The following is an 18,154-nucleotide window of genomic DNA, read 5'->3' as shown; positions in this document are numbered from 1 at the left end:
AAATGTTAGAATGGTAAATCGTCATCTTCCGGCTGATTTAACGGTGGGGTAGTTTTCGCGGGGGTTCTTTCTTCACCGGTATTCTGTGGCTGCGATGGTTGGGGCCCACTATTGGACATGCTCTCCTTTTTTGTACTTAAAAAAGTGAAGTCTTGTACATGTACTTCGGTGGTATACCTTGTGTTACCGTCCTCGCCCTGCCATTGCCTGTTTTTAAGCCTTCCTTCCACATATACCTTATCTCCCTTGCTCAAATATTTTTCACATATTTCGGCAGCCTTGTTCCTTACTACGATATTATGCCAATCTGTATTGGTAACACGTTCTCCTGTCTGCTTGTTCGTATAGGTTTCGTTGGTAGCTAAAGGAAACCGACCAATACTGCCGCCACCCTCAAAATAATGCATCTTGACCTCATCTCCCAGATGCCCAATTAGCATCACTTTATTTAATGTACCGCTCATAATTTTTGTCTAATGTTCAAAAGTACTAAAATTTAAATGTTTTCATAAAATCTGCAAGTAAAACAGGTACCGCATAATTGTCAAGTTCAGAAACATTTATTCCTTCTTTAAGCCTATCCGTGCCTTCTAAAACCCAAAATTTGGTATACAAATGTTGGTGCGACAGTTTGTGTACAATAAAACTATCATTGTACAATGTTATTTTATGCACCCCAGAAGTTTCTACAACTTCGCTATATTTTTCTTCTATACTCGCTAATCCTATTTCCCGATCGGATTCCAGTAATGGAAACTCCCACAAATTTTGCCATATACCTTTTCCACGCCGCTGCCTAAGCAAGGTATATCTTTCATTATTACCATCCTTATATATAGGTATTAAATAATTAAAGTATCGCTTCCTTATTTTTGTCTTTTTAATTTTAACAGGCAATTCTTTAACCTTTTCATCTTTTAAAGCAATACAACTATCGTTTAAAGGACAAGAGTTACAAGTGGGGCTTTGAGGTGTACATTGTATGGCCCCAAACTCCATAACACCTTGGTTATAGTCCCTTATATTGGTCTCATGAAGCAACTCCTGGGCCAGTTCTTTAAAATACCTTATCCCCGAAGTACTGTTTATGGGTGTTTCAACACCAAAATATCGTGCTAGCACCCTATATACATTGCCATCTACAACCGCATGTGGGGCATTGTAACAAATAGAAGCTATGGCACTGGCAGTATAATCGCCCACCCCTTTTAAGGTTATGAGTTCTTTATAAGAAGTGGGAAAAACACCATTGAACTCCTCAACGACCATTTTAGCCGCCGCATGTAAATTTCTGGCGCGGGAATAGTAACCAAGACCCTGCCATAATTTTAATACCTCCTCTTCTTTTGCTGCGGACAAATCATATACCGTTGGAAAAGCATCTACAAACTTATTGTAATACGGTATTCCTTGTGCGACCCTTGTTTGCTGAAGCATAATTTCGGACAACCATATTTTATAAGGATCTATAGTGTTTCGCCAAGGCAATTCCCTTTTATTTTGGCGATACCAAGCCAAGATTTTCTCTGAAAAAGACATCTACTTTAATACTAAGTGATAAATGTAGCAGTTTATATACTTAAAATTAGTCCTTTAGAAAGAAAGATTGAATTTAATTTATATATTTGCAACCCGAAAAAAATACAGAAAACCTAATATTGTAAGATGACGAAAGCGGAAATTGTATCGAAGATCTCAGACAAACTGGGAATTGAAAAAGGAGATGTACAGGCAACAGTAGAATCCTTTATGGAAGAAGTTAAAACTTCTTTGGAGAGTGGAGACAATGTATATTTAAGAGGTTTTGGCAGTTTTATCATTAAGACCAGAGCAGAAAAAACTGGCAGGAACATCTCTAAGAATACTACGATTAAGATCCCCGCACACAACATTCCTGCATTTAAACCTGCCAAGGTTTTTGTTGAAGGAGTAAAGAGTAATGTACAAGTTAAGTAATAATTTAAAAAAAGAACTTTATGCCGAGCGGTAAGAAAAGAAAAAGACATAAGGTAGCTACACACAAGCGCAAGAAGCGCAGAAGAGCTAACCGACACAAGAAAAAGTAGTTTTAAAAACTACTTTTTCTCTTTAATACGTTCATTGACATAGAGATCTCTAAGACAGATCTCGGCAGATTTGTACAAATCTGTTTCTAGCATTGTTTAATCAATTTATCTGCTTTTTCACAAAGTCGGATAGATATAAATACATTCAGGTGAATAGAGAATTAATCGTAAGATCTAGTTCCGATGCCGTTGATTTTGCTTTATTAAAAGACGGAAAACTCACTGAACTGCATAAAGAGGAGGACAACAACAATTTTTCCGTTGGCGATATATTTTTGGCCAAAATACGGAAACCCGTTACCGGTCTGAACGCCGCATTTGTAAATGTGGGTTACGAGAAAGATGCTTTCTTGCATTATCACGACCTAGGACCGCAGTTATCCTCAATGCTTAAGTTCGTAAAACAAGTGAGCTCAGGAAAACTAAGAGATTATTCCTTAAAGAACTTTCCGTTTGAAAAAGATATTGATAAGAATGGAGTTATAACAGATGTTATAAAAGCCAATCAATCACTTTTGGTTCAAATAGTAAAAGAACCCATTTCCACCAAAGGACCAAGAATAAGTTCAGAGCTTTCGATAGCGGGGCGTTATTTGGTTATGGTCCCTTTTTCCGATCGTGTTTCGGTATCTCAAAAGATAGCCAGCAAAGAAGAAAAAGATAGGTTAAAAAGACTCGTAAAAAGTATTAAACCTAAAGGATTCGGGGTAATTATCAGAACCGTAGCAGAAGGCAAAAAAGTAGCGGAGCTCGACAAAGATCTAGAAAACTTGCTGAACAAATGGTCAGCAATGTGTAAAAAATTATATCGTGCACAAACACCTTCTAAAGTGCTAGTGGAGCTCAATAGGGCCTCTTCTATACTAAGAGATGTTTTTAACGATAGTTTTACCGGAATTTATGTTGACGACGCCAACCTGTTTACGGAAATAAAAGACTACGTAGCTGAGATAGCTCCAAGCAAAGAGTCTATTGTAAAACATTATACGACCAATGTTCCGATTTTTGAGAAATTCGGAATCGACCGACAAATAAAAACGTCGTTCGGTCGCACGGCAACAATGAGCAAAGGTGCCTATCTAATAATAGAGCATACCGAAGCTTTACATGTTGTAGACGTAAACAGTGGTAACCGATCAAACAAGGCAAAAAATCAAGAAGACACGGCCCTTGAAGTAAACTTATTGGCCGCTTCAGAAATTGCCAGACAATTACGCCTCCGAGATATGGGGGGTATTATCGTCGTTGATTTTATTGATATGGTGAAATCACAACATAGAAAAAAGCTCTTCGAACATCTCAGGGACGAGATGAAGGACGATCGAGCAAAACACAAAATTTTACCTCCAAGTAAATTTGGTCTGATACAGATTACAAGACAACGTGTTAGACCCGAAATGAATATCAAAACAACTGAAAAAAATCCAAATAACGCTGGACAGGAGGTAGAAGCTCCTATAGTTTTGATAGACAAAATAAATGTAGACCTAGAACGTCTCTTGAAAGGACCTGCCAAAGACAATAGTATAACACTAAATTTACATCCTTTCATTGCAGCCTACATTACCAAAGGATTCCCTTCTATTCGTTTCAAGTGGTTCTTGGAACACAAAAGATGGATCAGAATTCAACCTAGAGATGCGTATACGTATCTAGAATACCGTTTTAAGAATAAAGACGGCAAAACAATATATTAATAAAAAAAGCGACTCTTAAACGGAGTCGCTTTTTTTGTTTTATATAACCATATATAGAAATAGCGATAAAATCACCATCAAAATGACCAAAAACCGGTAAAAAGCACACTTTAACAATGCAATTTTCTTAAAAATATGCAAAGCTATTTTCCTAAATCTACACTTCTATTATCTTTACTGAACTGTCATATTTGAGCGATTTAATGGGAAAAACCAAAAAAAGAAAACAACAAGCCAAAATTCTACGAGATTTTAGAAAAGTACATCGTTTAACCGGAGCATGGTTATTTATTTTTTTCTTATTTATTTCTATCACCGGACTACTTCTAGGGTGGAAAAAAAATACCAACGGACTTATTTTGGCAAATACAGAAACAGGGACCACCACTGAAATAGCTGAATGGCTTCCGTTGGACGACCTACGCCAAAATGCACAACAGATATTCGAAGATTCTATCTCAACAAAACTTTCATCGGAAATAGACCGTATAGACGTAAGACCCAATAAGGGTATTTTGAAGTTTAAATTCAAGGATAATTTTTATGGAATTCAACTTGACGGTGCCACCGGAAAACTTTTAAAGATCGAAAGAAGAAGATCCGACATTATAGAACAGATACACGATGGTTCTATTTTAGACCGTTACCTAGGCACTTCCAATACGCCCATAAAACTAGTTTACACTACTATAACAGGTCTTGCACTACTCATATTTACCGTTACCGGATTTTGGCTATGGTATGGACCAAAACAAATGAAAAAGACCTCAAAAAGCGCATGAATATGCATCGTGCGAACTATACTTTAACAGAGGCAAAAAAGAAATTGGAAAGCTATTGTGCCTACCAAGACCGATGCCATAAAGAGGTTGTTACCAAACTAAAGCAAATGGGCATGATCCCCATGGCCATAGATACGATTGTTTCTGACCTGATCAAAGAAAATTATTTAAACGAGGAACGATTTGCCAAAAGTTTTGCCAGAGGCAAGTTCAACATTAAAAAATGGGGCAAAAACAGAATCGTAAACGAGCTGAAGCAGCGCGAAATTTCAAAATACAACATTAATACCGCACTCAAAGAGATAGATGAAAACGATTATTTGGACACTCTAGACAAACTGGCAAAAAAAAGACTATCGCAGATTACCGAGACAAACAAACAAAAGAGAAAGAAGAAGTTAGCCGACTATCTTCTGTATAGAGGCTGGGAAAGTCATTTAGTGTACCAAAAACTAAACGAGCTAATAGAATAGCTACCCAACCGTAAATTATATAATTAACTGTTATATCGATTTGTGCGAACAATCGCCTTTTGGTTTTTTTCATCGATCCACTTCTGACCTTTTATTTTACGCATAAACACATCAAAAAACCTCATAAAAAGTATGTTATAAAATGCCTTTGCCAAATTCTTAGGGTTTCTTGGTATGGCCCTTAAGCTCATAGAAAAGCCGGGCGTTACATATTTCATATAATGCCAATATCCTTCGGGCATATATAAAACATCACCATGCGACAAACTGGCCTTAAATCCTTTCGCATTCTTTAAAGCCGGCCACTTTTCATAATCCGGATCAGAAAAATCGATTTCCTCATGGGTAATCAACGAATGTGGCACCTTGTATAGATATTTAGTTTCCGACTGCGGAAAAAGAATGCATTCCTTTTCTCCTTCAAAGTGAAAATGAAAGATATTTCCCAAATCAATATCATAATGCATAAAGGTGTAAGAATCTCGTCCCCCAAAAAACAACATGGGCAGTTTTTTCATAAGTTTTATACCAAAATCCGGATAGGTATAGTCTTTTTGAAGCTCTGGTACCTCCTTTAATACATTCCAAAGAAAAATTCGAAATCTGGTAGGCTCTCTCTGTAGCAGATCAATATAATCCCGCATTTTCATCTTTGCATGGGGCTCATTAAAACCATCTTCGTGCTGAACAGGTCTATCATCGTACAAGGGAACTATCTTATCACCGGCCACGGCTTTCATATAATCCAAGTTCCACTTGGTAAAAGCAGGCCAATCTTCAATAGCCCTACTTATAACCACAGGTTTTTGGGGCTTAAAATAATGCGCTATAAAATCTTCCTTGGTAATCTTATCTACCTTAGGAACTTCTGTTAACTTCAATGTACGCTCGTTTTTTGGAGCTCCAAAGTTAATTAACGTAAATAAAACATTATACTAAAATATTGATAATGTAGGACTAGTCTGTCAATTTAGCTTTTTGTTTGGCCAGCTCATTACGTTCTATCTTATGCTCTGGTCTAGACCATTTTGGCTTTTCGTTCAAAGACGTATATTCCGATTCAGAAGCTTCTACCGTTTTAGGCTGCGACACCTTGGTAAATGGTTTTTGAGGAATTAGCCCCAAAGTTTTGAACATCTCCATATCCTCGTTTACGTCCGGGTTTGGCGTAGTTAATAACTTATCGCCCGCAAAAATTGAGTTGGCTCCGGCAAAAAAGCACATCGCCTGCCCTTCTCTACTCATTTGTGTACGGCCTGCCGATAAACGCACTTGGGTTTCTGGCATTACAATTCTGGTGGTGGCGACCATACGTATCATATCCCAAATAGGAATAGGCTCTATATCTTCCATAGGCGTACCCTCTACGGCCACCAACGCATTGATCGGTACAGATTCTGGCTGTGGGTTCAAAGAAGCCAAGGCAACCAACATACCTGCCCTATCTTCCAACTTTTCCCCCATACCTATAATACCACCACTACAAACGGTTACATTACTTTTTCTAACATTGTCAATGGTCTCCAACCTATCTTTAAAGGCACGGGTAGAGATAACATCCTTATAATAATCCTCAGAGGTATCCAAATTGTGGTTGTATGCGTACAGACCGGCCTCGGCCAATCTCTTGGCCTGATTCTCGGTTAGCATACCAAGTGTACAACAGACCTCCATGTCCAGTTTGTTGATAGTACGGACCATTTCCAACACTTGATCAAATTCAGGTCCGTCCTTTACATTTCTCCATGCTGCACCCATACACACCCTGGAGCTACCAGATGCCTTGGCCCGCAATGCTTGCGCCTTAACATGAGAAACGGTCATTAAATCGTTTCCTTCAATATCGGTATGATAACGAGCCGCTTGTGGACAATAACCGCAATCTTCTGGACAACCACCGGTTTTAATGGAAAGTAACGTAGATACCTGAACCGTATTGGGGTCGTGGTGTTTACGGTGAATCGTTGCAGCCTCGTACAGAAGCTCCATCATGGGTTTATTATAAATATCTAAAATTTCTTCCTTGGTCCAATCGTGTCTTACTTCGCTCATAAATATCGGGTTATTACCAGTTGTCAAAAATAGCTGAATTCAATTAAAAAATGGGCTTAATGAATTTATAAATGCTGAAACATAAACCACCTCTTATAGTCCGTTTTATAAAAAATCACTAAATCACGGCCTTACAAAACAAGATTAAGTACTTGGCCTAGAAAGTAAAATACTAACGGCATTGCCCCCAAAACCAACAGCATTTACCATTACTGTATTTATCTTTTTTGGAATGTTTTCATACTCAAGATAAGGAACCTTGATCACTTTTTGACGGTTTAACATCAACACGGCCATTTCTATACTTAACATTCCAGAAGAGCCAAACGTATGGCCCACTTTCCATTTATTAGTGGTTAAAAAGGGTATTTCGTCTCTAAAAACCTTCTTAATGGCATTAAACTCCGTTTGATCCCCTTTAATGGTTCCTGGCGCATGCATTACGATTACATCTATTTCGGAAGGTGCCATATCTCCGAGAGCCATTTTCATGGATTGCTGAAAACATTCGGCATCGGCAGAGATAGAAACATTGTGCCTTAAAGCTTCCGTGGCATACCCGACCCCTTTTACGAGGGCCAAAGAATTTTTACTTACTCCCGTTTCCAAACAGGCCATAGAGGCAGCCTCACCGAGCACCATTGTATTTTTCGTTTTTTCTAAATCCAAGGCCATGGACGGATAACGGGATGTTTCTTTGCTATAAATCTTCAACGCCTTCATCTGGGCGATGGTAAATGGTGTTAACGGCGCCTCGCTACCGCCTACCAAAAACTTATTTGCCATTCCACTTTTTAGCCAGGCGATACCGTTCAACATGGCATGCAATGCCGTAGAACAAGTAATGGAATGCGAGAACACCGGACCCTCTGTTTGCAGATCATGCGCTACCCAAGAGGCAATATTGCCCAAAGTAGTGGTTGGGGAAGCCAATGAAGCAACCTTATTCTTTTCAAGAAACTCCGCATGGTATTTTTCAAATAATTCCGTTGCCCCACGAGAAGACCCGATATTTATTCCAAAATTGACCTTCTGATCGGTGTCTTGGATCCAACCTGCCATTCTAACGGCGTTCCGCGAAGCGAACAAAGCATAGATTACCGAGTTATCCAATTTTTTATATTTAACATCCGACCCTCTAAGTTCTTCTATGTTCTTTATTGAGCTACTCTTAAACCTGCCGACCCAAGTTTTCTCATTACTAAAATCCTCTTCTTTTAAGAAATGATTTTCATTTTGATAGCTATTCCATGATTCCTCCAATGATTCGCCCAACGGTGAAATTGATGAGATGGCGGTAATGGAAATTTTTTCATTTATCATCTTACCTATAAGCTTTCTAAAAGTTCTCCTATTACGTTGTATATCTTTTGTAGTTCTTCATCCTTTATAACATAGGGAGGCAAAACATATACGGTACTCCCTAACGGACGCAGCATTACCCCCCTTTCAAGAAAAAAATTATACAGCTGATTCCGTAAATTGCCATAACGCTCCATTTCCACCTGTAGGTCAATTGCCAAAATGACTCCTTTCGACCGAACTTCCTTTACTTTAGGATGGTTCTCAATCTTATTCTTGAAGGTTTTATGAGCTAACGCTATGTACCTTCTTCTTTCTATAATTTCATCGGAATTTAGCAATTGTAAACCTGCCAAAGCTGCGGCACACCCCAAAGGATGCGCACTATATGTGTGGGAATGAAAAAAACCCTTTGAAACATCATCGCTTAAAAAGGCATCGTACACTTTTTGCGAGCAACTGGTAATGCTCAAAGGAAACATACCCGCTGTTAGTGCTTTACTTAAACAAATAATATCTGGTTTGTTCTCTAAATAATCGGATGCGAAATTTTTTCCCGTTTTACCAAAACCTGTCATGACCTCATCGGCAACACATAGAATATCTGCCTCTTGACACTTTTTAATAAGGGCATCCAACCCTTTGGTTGAATGAAATTTCATACCGGCAGCACCTTGAACCAAAGGTTCAAAAACAAAGGCCGCACATTTATTGTTTTCGATAATAGCATTCAATTGCGCAACCACCTCATCTAGATTATCTTCTTGCGGTGTGGGTATTCTTTCCACTTTAAGCAAAAAATCTTCGAAAGGACCATTGTAAGAAGAGATTCCGGAGGCACTCATCGCCCCAAAAGTATCCCCATGAAATCCACCTTCAAATGCAATTAAGGTATCTCTTTCATCATTATTATTGTGATAAAACTGAAGTGCAATCTTTATTGCCGCTTCAACGGCAGTAGACCCATTATCGTTGAAGAATATTTTAGTTTGATTGTCGGGCAAGATATGTATTAGCTCTTCAGACAATTTAACGGCGGGCTCATGGGTGAATCCGCTAAATATCACAAAATCCAATTGTTCCATTTGTGCTGTCATGGCTGATATTATGCGTTTGTTACCATGACCATACATTGCTGTGTACCAAGAGGCGATTCCGTCAATATATGAATTACCTTCCTCATCCCAGAACAACGCACCTTCCGCTTTCGATATTCCTATACGTGACGCTGCTGTTTTGTGCTGGGTCAATGGGTGCCATAGATATTTTTCATCCCTATCGGCCAGATTTTTCTCTTTCATAGAATTTAATAATCCTCAATTTATCTATCTTGCAAAGATGAGGAATAAAGTTAAACTTACGGATGAATCATAGGGCCAGACAAAAACCATTATTAAATTATGCCTCCCTAAAAAACACAAGTGTGTTTTTGATTTTATCCTTAGTCACTTTGTTCATCCGCCTTCCCTTCTTTTTTAGGGATTATATAGACAGAGACGAGAGCACCTTTATACTGCTTGGACAATCTTGGGTAGACGGCAACCTACCGTACAGCGTACTTTGGGACCTAAAACCCCCTCTAACTTTCGCTTTCTTTGCCCTAATTATTTCTATTTTCGGAAAAAGCTTTATTGCTATCCGTCTCTTTGGGGCTCTATTGGTAATCGTTACGGCATTTTTCACTTATAAGATCGGTTTACGTATAAGCACAAAAAAAGTGTCCTTTTGGGCTTCTTTGCTATGTGTTGCGTTATTAAGCTTGTTTGGCAGCGTACAAGGGGTAATGTCAGAGCACATCTGTATGGCTTTCTTTATTCCTGCACTTTATTTAATCGCAACAAAAACCAATGGCTACTGGTTTTTAATAGCCGGAGGGTTAATGGGCATATGCCTCATGACAAAGCTAAACATGGCCTATCCTGCTCTCATACTGGGGCTGTACTTATGTTATAGTTTATTGAAAGACAAAAAAACAAATTCTTTGTGGAAAGTTTTTATGTACCTGCTAGGCATATTGATCATTATCTCACTGACTATACTTCCTTATTATTTAAAAGGAGAATCTTTACTATGGTGGAATTCTGTAATAATGGCCCCTCTGGAATATATAGAAGCAAGAAGATATTCGATCACAAAACTGGCTCCTTCTTTTATCTTGATCGGAAGCCTTATTTTTCTTGCTTGGAAAAAAGAAATTATCTCATTTAAAAACAAGACCACCTTATTATTGGTACTGTCAATTACGGGCGTAATGCTATCCTTTTTAAAAGGAGGTAGGATCAACGGACATTACTTAATTCAAGTATACCCTATGTTAGCCCTTATCTTTGTCCTGCTTGTAAAGCATTACATCACCATATACAGACCCAAAATACCCAAAGCTCTCTTTCTTCTACTTTTACTAGCGCCTGTAGAAAGTTACTTGGAGTACATTAACATTATAAAAAACAAACTAGAACAAGGTACTTTTTATAACGGGGAAGGATTTAGTATTCCTAGATACATTATGGAAAACAACCTTGAGACCAAAAATATTTTTTTTCTAGGATACCATATCGGATATTGGCCTCTTGATAAACTTCCACCATCTAAGGCGGCTACCCATCCGAGCAATATATATAGAGACGAACTATACCCTTTTTATAACACTTCTCGCAAAAATTCAATGGATGAACTTCGTTATATCATGGAAGAGCTACAACCAAAAACGATAGTCATCAGAAAGAACAAGCGTATTTTCGATAAAAAAGAAATAGAAGAGAACGAATATATTGAGGCTTACTTAAAAAAACACTACAAAGTCTCAGCAAACGTTGAAAACGCTACAATATTACAGCGTTTATAAACTCTCTAATATATGCTTAAATTTACCAGCATACTTAGCTACCACTTCTTTGTCTATCCTTGACTCATCTTCGATCCTACCTATAAGTGACACCCCTGTTTTATGAAGTATAATATTTTCTGTATGTCTGTTTTCATTTCCGTTGAACAGAACGGAAACATCATACCCCTTGTTTTGAAGCCATCCTATGGTCAGTAATGTATGGTTTATACTTCCTAAATAATGCTTGGATACAACGACCACTTTGTACTCGGGCATAATTATATCGAACATAGTATCTTCATTGTTCAAAGGCACCAAGAGACCACCGGCTCCTTCAATTACCAAATGATTTTCAGTAGCCGGTTCGTTTATATGAAAACGATCTATGAGAACACCATCGATATCTGCCGCAGCATGTGGACTCATCGCCGCATTCAACTCATAACTGCTCGGATGAATTACCGTTCTATCGTTGGAGATAAGGTTTCTTACCGTATCACTATCGGTGTTATCCAAATCACCAGATTGTACCGGTTTCCAATAGTCAGCTTTTAAGGCCTCTGTTATTATGGCCGAAGCCAACGTTTTGCCTACACCCGTTGAGATACCTGCAACAAAAATCTTTTGCATTATGTAATTGATTTAGTGATTATTCCACAATTTAAGCACTTGTATTTTCTTTTTTCAAAGAAAGGAAAAAGTTTATAGAAAATTCCTTTTTCGTTATAATATACTTCAGATTTTGCAGCTTTACAATTGGGACAGATAACAGGATTATTATTTTTGTCCAAAGCATAGGCCCTTACATCATTGTATATTTCAATTGCCCTATCCTTGTCTTTAGAATAGACTTGTAGCTTTACCCCTCCAATAGCATTACTGATCAAAGGGTCGGAGTTCAGCGTGTTTTCGTCCCTGAGAAAAACCTGAATACCCTCAGACTCCAATTTACCCTTTAAAATCTGCACATCGGCCACATATTCGAAAGAAGCAAGAAGATAAAATTTTTCAGCCATGTCTTTAAATATAATCAGATAATAATTGTAAAACGAGCCCTAATTCCTCTTTTGAATTATAACTATGGATACAGAACCTTAATCTTTCGGCACCTTTTGGGACCGTAGGAGACAAAATCGCCTTTACATCAAATCCTTTTAAGGCCAATTTACCGGACACCAATTTTACCGTATCGTTATTTGGAAGAACACAACACTGTATGGCCGAATCGCTTTCTATAAAATGCGTGTCCAGTTTTTTCTTTTTAAGCCCTTCCTTAAAAAAAACAATATTTTCTTTTAATTGTTGCCTTTCTCTATTTCCCTCGTTCATTAAGAAATTATAGGCCGATAGAATACTAACACTACCATGAGGAGGTAAAGCTGTTGAATAAATAAAACTTCGAGCAAAATTAACCAAGTAATCCTTTAACCGATTTTCTCCTAAAATTGCGGCCCCGTGAACACCCATAGCCTTGCCAAACGTAACAAGCCTTGCAAAAACATCCTCCTGTAACCCTAATTCTTGGACCAATCCCTGACCCTTGTTTCCAAATACCCCAACGGCATGGGCCTCATCTATTACCAAACGCCATCCATTGGTTTTACATAGGTGGACCAATTCATGTATATCAGGAGAATCTCCATCCATTGAAAATACAGATTCTGTAACTACGTATATTTCAGAATCTACATGGTCAGTTTTTGAATGTAAGATGGTTGCTATTTTCTTTTTTAGGTCAGTAAGATCGTTATGTAAAAATTTATAACTTTTCGCATGGCTCATAAGCAAGCCGTCCCTGATACTGGCATGAATCCATTCATCATAAAAAACAAAATCTCCCCGCTGGGGCACAGCCCCAAAAAAACCAATATTGGCATCATACCCCGAATTGAACACCAAAGCATTTTCTACATTGTGAAATTCAGCCAACATTTGTTCCAATTCGGAAAACAACGGATAATTACCTGTTAAAAGACGTGATCCCGTTGCCCCATTTTGGGCTATATTCTTACTCAATAGAAGTTGAAAGGTCTTTGAAAACAATTCTTCATTTCTTGCAAATCCCAAATAATCATTGGATGAAAAATCGACCAATGACGTCGATTTCCCCAACTGGCGAATCGAATTTTCGTTATACCTTTTATCCAGCTTGTGCTGTAATTTATTGGGAAAATCAGACATACTCCCAAATTTAGTTTCTATTGATCCATAAATCCAATGTATTTCAACAATTTTATATAAAATGTATTTTAAAAAATGTTCGGCCGTGAAGTTTCTAAAAGAATTTATTGTAATTAACACTTAATTTTCTGGCCGCACAAAATATCTTTGTTTGAAATCCATATATTTAATTACTAATTAAATAATTTTTTTGCATGAAGGCTTACCAATACTTAATAGTCCTATTTTTTTGTTCTTTTATTGCCAAGGCACAGACCAACTCATATGTTATTTCGTTTGAGAACGCTGTTCATCATGAAGCAAACATTAAAGTAAGCTTTCCGAATGTTACATCAGACACATTGTCCGTTCGTATGAGCAGAACCTCTCCGGGAAGGTACGCCTTGCACGAATTTGCTAAAAATGTATACGGCTTAACTGCAACGGACAGTAAAGGCAAAAGACTAAAAGTATTGCGCCCAGACCCTTATCAATGGCAGATAACAGGCCATGACGGAACCATTAATATAGAATATACCTTGTTTGCCAATCGTGGTGGAGGCACATATTCTCAAATAGATGAAACCCATGCCCATTTAAATATTCCGGCAACTTTCTTATACGCCCCTTCTTTAAGCGATAGAAAAATAATGGTGGATTTTAAGGTCCGAAAAGATTTAAACTGGAAGGTAGCTACTCAATTGCCTTTGGTTTCTGGCACTACTTACACAGCGCCCAACCTGTATTATTTTATGGATAGCCCAACAGAAATCAGTGCTTTTAAGCTACGAGAGTTTCAGGTAAACGGACAAACAATTCAACTAGTACTACATGATCCAGGTACCGAAGAAGAGGCAGACACCTATTTTGAAAAGGTAAAAAAAGTAGTTTTGGCCGAGAAAGAGGTTTATGGAGAACTACCCAAGTTCGATTATAACAAATACACCTTTTTAGCCTGTTACATGCCCAATGCATCGGGTGATGGTATGGAACATAGAAACTCTACCATACTAACCAGTACACGAAGTCTGGCAAAAGGAGGAATGGAACGTAACATAGGTACTGTATCCCATGAGTTTTTTCATGCGTGGAACGTAGAGCGTATACGCCCAAAATCATTGGAACCTTTCAACTTTGAAAAAGCGAATATGAGCGGTGCCTTATGGTTTGCAGAAGGTTTCACGAGTTACTACACAAACTTGATTCTATGTAGGGCCGGTTTAATTTCGCCCCAAGAGTATATTGAAGGACTCACGGGTACGTTCAATTATGTTTGGAACTCCCCTGCCCGTCAGTTTTTTAACCCAATAGAAATGAGCTACCAAGCTCCCTTTGTAGATGCGGCCACCTCAGTAGACCCTGTGAATAGGGAAAACACATTTATTTCCTATTATTCCTATGGTAGTGTACTAGGGTTGGCCTTGGACCTATCCCTAAGAAAAAAAGACCTTAACCTAGATGACTATATGAAGTTGGTCTGGAAAAAATATGGTAAAACCGAAAAATCTTACATCATAGAAAATCTTCAGCAAACACTATCCGAATATGCGGGCGATGACTTTGCCAATACTTTTTTCAATAACTATATTTATAAAAGTGAAATGCCCAACTACAATGAATTGTTAAATTCTGTGGGGGTCACGTTGAAACAAAACTTAGAAGCTCCTTATGTTGGAGTAAGCGTGTCTTTGGACGGTGATGGTCACGGAAAAATACAATCGAACCCTAAAAAAGGCACACCCGCCTATATTGCAGGGTTAGACAAAGGAGACGTGATTACCTCCATAAACGGCCAAGACTTTCCTAAGGATATTCAATTCAATGAGTTTTTATCCCAATTTAAACCAAACGATGTAATTTCGGTTAATTTTGAACGCTTCGAAAACACAAAGACCACTGAAGTCAAGTTACTGCCCGACCCAACTTATACAATAGAATTACAAGAAAAACATGGTGACATGCCTACAAAAAAACAACTTAACAACAGAAAAGATTGGTTAAAATACAAACTATAAAGACTATGTCTTAACTAGCTGTAAAGTGTATTTATATATGTAATGACCTTTTTTATGTCCGATTCTTTGGATAAATTGATTTTATGATCACTAAGATATTTTTTAACAGCACCTTCGTTTTCTTTAAATAGTTTTATGAAAGATTTTTTTCTTTTAGGAAGTTCCTGAATCTTCCCATTTGGTTCAAGCTGAACAAAGAAAATATTTTCAGGGTCTGTAAAATATGGTTTTTTGTACAGGCCATAATTTTCAGACGGTTTTTTTCCTTCAACAAATTTCTTAATCTGTTTCTTAAACACGGATACGTTATTTCCATTTACCACTTCTACATAATAACCTGGCATTTTAACACCTTCAGAATATACTGTCTGATATGTAGTTCCTATTTCTTTTATAACAACCCTATAATCGACATGTCGATTATCCAATGATAAAAACTCATCTTTCTTTAATTGAACTTCTATTTCATCATCTTTGGCGTTATACCTAACCAAAAAAGTTTTATTATCCGGATAGATTATTGCAGGTCTAAATTTATCGTTTATATAAGGGGACCCGTCCGCTTCAAGGGAAGCTTCTTTAACTCTGTGAATAAGTCGTAAATTACCTTCATAACCATTCATAAGAGCAGGACTATCGTTATCTCCCTGAGACATTACCATAAATGAACAACCTAAAATAAAAACTAAAAAAACAACCTTCTTCATATCAAAATAATTAAACGCTCAATAAAATAAACAAAAAACACCTCAATATCAAAATAACATCTTTAGCCTATTTATTTCTTTTGATTAGGCTCTTAATATCATATTCAACTACCGGCAATAAAAAAAGCCGCACTGTAAAAATGCGGCTTTTTCTAATATTTCTAATATTGACTAATCTGCCAATACGATTACTTTGTTATCCTTAAGTTCTACCGTACCACTAGAAATCTCCAATACGGTGTTCCCACTTTGATCTTTAGTGAATTTAGAAGCATAATCCTCATCTATTGCAATATTGCCTTCCACTTTCACCTTGCCCTCTTGCAGCAAAGAAACAATAGGTGCGTGATTATGTAACATTTGAAACTCACCATTGATACCAGGTACAGTGACAGATGTTACTTCTCCAGAAAATAAAGTAGCCTCAGGCGATACAATTTCTAAATACATTTTTTTAGTATTAAGTAGTTAGTATAAAGTTTATAGCACTTTGCACTAAAATTATGCTTCAGCCAACATTTTCTCTCCAGCCTCGATAGCTTCTTCGATAGTACCTTTAAGGTTAAAAGCAGATTCTGGCAAGTGATCTAACTCACCGTCCATAATCATATTGAATCCTTTAATAGTTTCCTTAATATCTACCAATACACCGGGAATACCGGTAAATTGCTCTGCAACGTGGAAAGGTTGAGATAAGAAACGTTGTACACGTCTTGCTCTACCAACCGCCAATTTATCTTCTTCCGATAATTCTTCCATACCCAAAATGGCGATAATATCCTGTAACTCCTTATAACGTTGTAACAACTCTTTTACACGCTGTGCACAAGCATAGTGATCCTCGCCCAAAATTTCAGGGGTCAAGATCCTAGAAGTAGAATCTAATGGGTCCACCGCTGGATATATACCCAACTCTGCGATCTTACGTGAAAGTACTGTAGTTGCATCCAAGTGGGCAAATGTTGTCGCTGGCGCTGGATCCGTTAAATCATCCGCAGGTACATATACTGCCTGTACAGAAGTAATAGAACCTCTTTTTGTAGAGGTAATACGTTCTTGCATAGCTCCCATCTCTGTCGCCAAGGTAGGTTGATAACCAACCGCAGAAGGCATACGGCCCAATAATGCGGATACCTCAGAACCTGCCTGTGTAAAACGGAATATATTATCTACGAAAAATAGTACGTCTTTACCTTGACCTTCGCCGGCACCGTCACGGAAATACTCCGCAATAGTCAATCCTGAAAGCGCCACACGTGCACGTGCTCCCGGTGGTTCGTTCATTTGTCCAAAAACGAATGTCGCTTTTGAATCTTTCATAGCTTCTTTATCTACTTTTGACAAGTCCCATCCGCCTTCTTCCATAGAATGGATGAAATCGTCACCGTATTTAATAATACCAGATTCCAACATTTCGCGAAGCAAATCGTTTCCTTCACGAGTTCTTTCTCCAACACCGGCAAATACCGAAAGACCACCATGACCCTTGGCTATGTTATTGATCAGCTCCTGTATCAATACGGTTTTACCAACACCGGCACCACCAAATAATCCAATCTTACCTCCTTTTGCATAAGGCTCTATCAAATCTATAACCTTAATACCTGTAAAAAGTACTTCGGTAGAAGTGGATAAATCTTCGAATTTTGGAGCTTCTCTGTGAATAGGCAAACCATCTTTACCTGCCTTTGGTAAATTACCAAGACCATCGATAGCATCACCGATTACATTAAAAAGACGACCATATACATCATCACCTACAGGCATTTGTATTGCAGCACCGGTAGCAACTACCTCGGTACCCCTACTCAATCCATCGGTCGAATCCATAGAAATGGTTCGAACAGTGTTTTCACCAACATGTGATTGTACTTCCAAAACCAATTTTGATTGATCCTTATTGGTTATTTCCAATGAGTCATAGATTTTTGGAAGACTATCTCCTGACTGAAATTCTACATCAACCACTGGTCCAATGATTTGCGAAACTTTACCTGTAACTTTTGACATTACTATTTTGTTTATATATTACTTTTAAAATATCTTAAAAAATGCTCTGATTTTCAGGCTGCA

The 18,154-nt window shown here is 37.9% G+C and carries 18 protein-coding genes; 6 read left to right on the top strand and 12 right to left on the bottom strand.

What is annotated here, in order from left to right:
* Positions 1-5: 5 nt before the first annotated feature.
* Positions 6-464: a single-stranded DNA-binding protein gene (locus AB657_RS14465; RefSeq protein ID WP_047247141.1), complete on the bottom strand. Its 459-nt coding sequence runs from the start codon at positions 462-464 to the stop codon at positions 6-8.
* A 25-nt stretch (positions 465-489) separates the two neighbouring features.
* A complete protein-coding gene (gene mutY, locus AB657_RS14460; RefSeq protein ID WP_047247140.1) occupies positions 490-1,539 on the bottom strand; it encodes an A/G-specific adenine glycosylase in 1,050 nt (349 codons plus the stop codon).
* Positions 1,540-1,665: 126 nt separating this feature from the next.
* On the opposite strand from mutY, the gene AB657_RS14455 reads away from it, so the two are divergent.
* From AB657_RS14455 to AB657_RS14440, 4 genes are all read left to right on the top strand, one after another.
* A complete protein-coding gene (locus AB657_RS14455; protein ID WP_013306152.1) occupies positions 1,666-1,956 on the top strand; it encodes an HU family DNA-binding protein in 291 nt (96 codons plus the stop codon).
* 259 nt (positions 1,957-2,215) lie between these two features.
* On the top strand, positions 2,216-3,763 hold the full coding sequence (locus AB657_RS14450) for an Rne/Rng family ribonuclease (protein WP_047247139.1): 1,548 nt from the start codon (positions 2,216-2,218) through the stop codon (positions 3,761-3,763).
* A gap of 203 nt (positions 3,764-3,966) precedes the next feature.
* Positions 3,967-4,545, top strand: coding sequence for a PepSY-associated TM helix domain-containing protein (locus tag AB657_RS14445; RefSeq protein WP_047247138.1), 579 nt, complete (start codon positions 3,967-3,969; stop codon positions 4,543-4,545).
* Between the two features lie 2 nt (positions 4,546-4,547).
* Positions 4,548-5,018, top strand: coding sequence for a regulatory protein RecX (locus AB657_RS14440; RefSeq protein ID WP_394332525.1), 471 nt, complete (start codon positions 4,548-4,550; stop codon positions 5,016-5,018).
* Positions 5,019-5,041: 23 nt separating this feature from the next.
* On the opposite strand, the gene AB657_RS14435 is transcribed toward AB657_RS14440, so the two are convergent.
* The 4 genes from AB657_RS14435 to bioA all read right to left on the bottom strand — a co-directional run bounded on the left by AB657_RS14435 (position 5,042) and on the right by bioA (position 9,673).
* Positions 5,042-5,899 carry a cupin-like domain-containing protein gene (locus AB657_RS14435; RefSeq protein WP_047247137.1) on the bottom strand — a complete coding sequence of 286 codons (858 nt, stop codon included), beginning with the start codon at positions 5,897-5,899 and terminating at the stop codon, positions 5,042-5,044.
* Between the two features lie 76 nt (positions 5,900-5,975).
* A complete protein-coding gene (gene bioB, locus AB657_RS14430) occupies positions 5,976-7,070 on the bottom strand; it encodes a biotin synthase BioB (protein ID WP_047247136.1) in 1,095 nt (364 codons plus the stop codon).
* A 144-nt stretch (positions 7,071-7,214) separates the two neighbouring features.
* The gene (locus AB657_RS14425) at positions 7,215-8,390 is read right to left on the bottom strand and encodes a beta-ketoacyl synthase N-terminal-like domain-containing protein (protein WP_047248017.1); all 1,176 of its coding nucleotides are present in this window, start codon (positions 8,388-8,390) and stop codon (positions 7,215-7,217) included.
* Between the two features lie 8 nt (positions 8,391-8,398).
* The gene (gene bioA / locus AB657_RS14420; protein ID WP_047247135.1) at positions 8,399-9,673 is read right to left on the bottom strand and encodes an adenosylmethionine--8-amino-7-oxononanoate transaminase; all 1,275 of its coding nucleotides are present in this window, start codon (positions 9,671-9,673) and stop codon (positions 8,399-8,401) included.
* 122 nt (positions 9,674-9,795) lie between these two features.
* Here bioA and AB657_RS14415 point away from each other — a divergent pair, with 122 nt between their 5' ends.
* A complete protein-coding gene (locus tag AB657_RS14415; RefSeq protein WP_232304891.1) occupies positions 9,796-11,217 on the top strand; it encodes an ArnT family glycosyltransferase in 1,422 nt (473 codons plus the stop codon).
* On the opposite strand, the gene bioD is transcribed toward AB657_RS14415, so the two are convergent.
* Genes bioD through AB657_RS14400 form a run of 3 tightly spaced genes read right to left on the bottom strand, consistent with a single transcriptional unit; the run spans position 11,212 to position 13,380 of the window.
* Entirely contained in the window at positions 11,212-11,829 is a 618-nt protein-coding gene (gene bioD / locus AB657_RS14410; RefSeq protein ID WP_047247133.1) for a dethiobiotin synthase, read from the bottom strand. The genes AB657_RS14415 and bioD overlap by 6 nt on opposite strands.
* Entirely contained in the window at positions 11,829-12,215 is a 387-nt protein-coding gene (locus AB657_RS14405) for a putative signal transducing protein (RefSeq protein WP_047247132.1), read from the bottom strand. Before AB657_RS14405 ends, bioD begins: the two co-directional genes overlap by 1 nt.
* A gap of 4 nt (positions 12,216-12,219) precedes the next feature.
* Positions 12,220-13,380, bottom strand: coding sequence for an aminotransferase class I/II-fold pyridoxal phosphate-dependent enzyme (locus tag AB657_RS14400; protein ID WP_047248016.1), 1,161 nt, complete (start codon positions 13,378-13,380; stop codon positions 12,220-12,222).
* A gap of 194 nt (positions 13,381-13,574) precedes the next feature.
* On the opposite strand from AB657_RS14400, the gene AB657_RS14395 reads away from it, so the two are divergent.
* On the top strand, positions 13,575-15,374 hold the full coding sequence (locus tag AB657_RS14395) for a M61 family metallopeptidase (protein WP_047247131.1): 1,800 nt from the start codon (positions 13,575-13,577) through the stop codon (positions 15,372-15,374).
* 14 nt (positions 15,375-15,388) lie between these two features.
* Here AB657_RS14395 and AB657_RS14390 read toward each other — a convergent pair whose 3' ends face one another.
* From AB657_RS14390 to atpD, 3 genes are all read right to left on the bottom strand, one after another.
* On the bottom strand, positions 15,389-16,081 hold the full coding sequence (locus AB657_RS14390; protein WP_047247130.1) for a hypothetical protein: 693 nt from the start codon (positions 16,079-16,081) through the stop codon (positions 15,389-15,391).
* Positions 16,082-16,252: 171 nt separating this feature from the next.
* A complete protein-coding gene (locus tag AB657_RS14385; RefSeq protein WP_047247129.1) occupies positions 16,253-16,531 on the bottom strand; it encodes a F0F1 ATP synthase subunit epsilon in 279 nt (92 codons plus the stop codon).
* A gap of 51 nt (positions 16,532-16,582) precedes the next feature.
* Positions 16,583-18,091 carry a F0F1 ATP synthase subunit beta gene (gene atpD, locus AB657_RS14380; RefSeq protein ID WP_047247128.1) on the bottom strand — a complete coding sequence of 503 codons (1,509 nt, stop codon included), beginning with the start codon at positions 18,089-18,091 and terminating at the stop codon, positions 16,583-16,585.
* Positions 18,092-18,154 lie beyond the last annotated feature (63 nt).

The sequence above is a fragment of the Maribacter thermophilus genome, assembly GCF_001020565.1.
Lineage (GTDB): Bacteria > Bacteroidota > Bacteroidia > Flavobacteriales > Flavobacteriaceae > Maribacter > Maribacter thermophilus.
The sequence above is the reverse complement of the archived record's forward strand: the minus strand, read 5'-3'. Positions and strand labels throughout refer to the sequence as shown.

Excerpts from the sequence above, each read along its gene's own strand:
- AB657_RS14465 (WP_047247141.1), bottom strand. The coding sequence starts at position 464 with ATGAGCGGTACATTAAATAAAGTGATGCTAATTGGGCATCTGGGAGAT.
- mutY (WP_047247140.1), bottom strand. The coding sequence starts at position 1,539 with ATGTCTTTTTCAGAGAAAATCTTGGCTTGGTATCGCCAAAATAAAAGG.
- AB657_RS14455 (WP_013306152.1), top strand. The coding sequence starts at position 1,666 with ATGACGAAAGCGGAAATTGTATCGAAGATCTCAGACAAACTGGGAATT.
- AB657_RS14445 (WP_047247138.1), top strand. The coding sequence starts at position 3,967 with ATGGGAAAAACCAAAAAAAGAAAACAACAAGCCAAAATTCTACGAGAT.
- AB657_RS14440 (WP_394332525.1), top strand. The coding sequence starts at position 4,548 with ATGCATCGTGCGAACTATACTTTAACAGAGGCAAAAAAGAAATTGGAA.
- bioB (WP_047247136.1), bottom strand. The coding sequence starts at position 7,070 with ATGAGCGAAGTAAGACACGATTGGACCAAGGAAGAAATTTTAGATATT.
- bioA (WP_047247135.1), bottom strand. The coding sequence starts at position 9,673 with ATGAAAGAGAAAAATCTGGCCGATAGGGATGAAAAATATCTATGGCAC.
- bioD (WP_047247133.1), bottom strand. The coding sequence starts at position 11,829 with ATGCAAAAGATTTTTGTTGCAGGTATCTCAACGGGTGTAGGCAAAACG.
- AB657_RS14405 (WP_047247132.1), bottom strand. The coding sequence starts at position 12,215 with ATGGCTGAAAAATTTTATCTTCTTGCTTCTTTCGAATATGTGGCCGAT.
- AB657_RS14400 (WP_047248016.1), bottom strand. The coding sequence starts at position 13,380 with ATGTCTGATTTTCCCAATAAATTACAGCACAAGCTGGATAAAAGGTAT.
- AB657_RS14395 (WP_047247131.1), top strand. The coding sequence starts at position 13,575 with ATGAAGGCTTACCAATACTTAATAGTCCTATTTTTTTGTTCTTTTATT.
- AB657_RS14390 (WP_047247130.1), bottom strand. The coding sequence starts at position 16,081 with ATGAAGAAGGTTGTTTTTTTAGTTTTTATTTTAGGTTGTTCATTTATG.
- AB657_RS14385 (WP_047247129.1), bottom strand. The coding sequence starts at position 16,531 with ATGTATTTAGAAATTGTATCGCCTGAGGCTACTTTATTTTCTGGAGAA.
- atpD (WP_047247128.1), bottom strand. The coding sequence starts at position 18,091 with ATGTCAAAAGTTACAGGTAAAGTTTCGCAAATCATTGGACCAGTGGTT.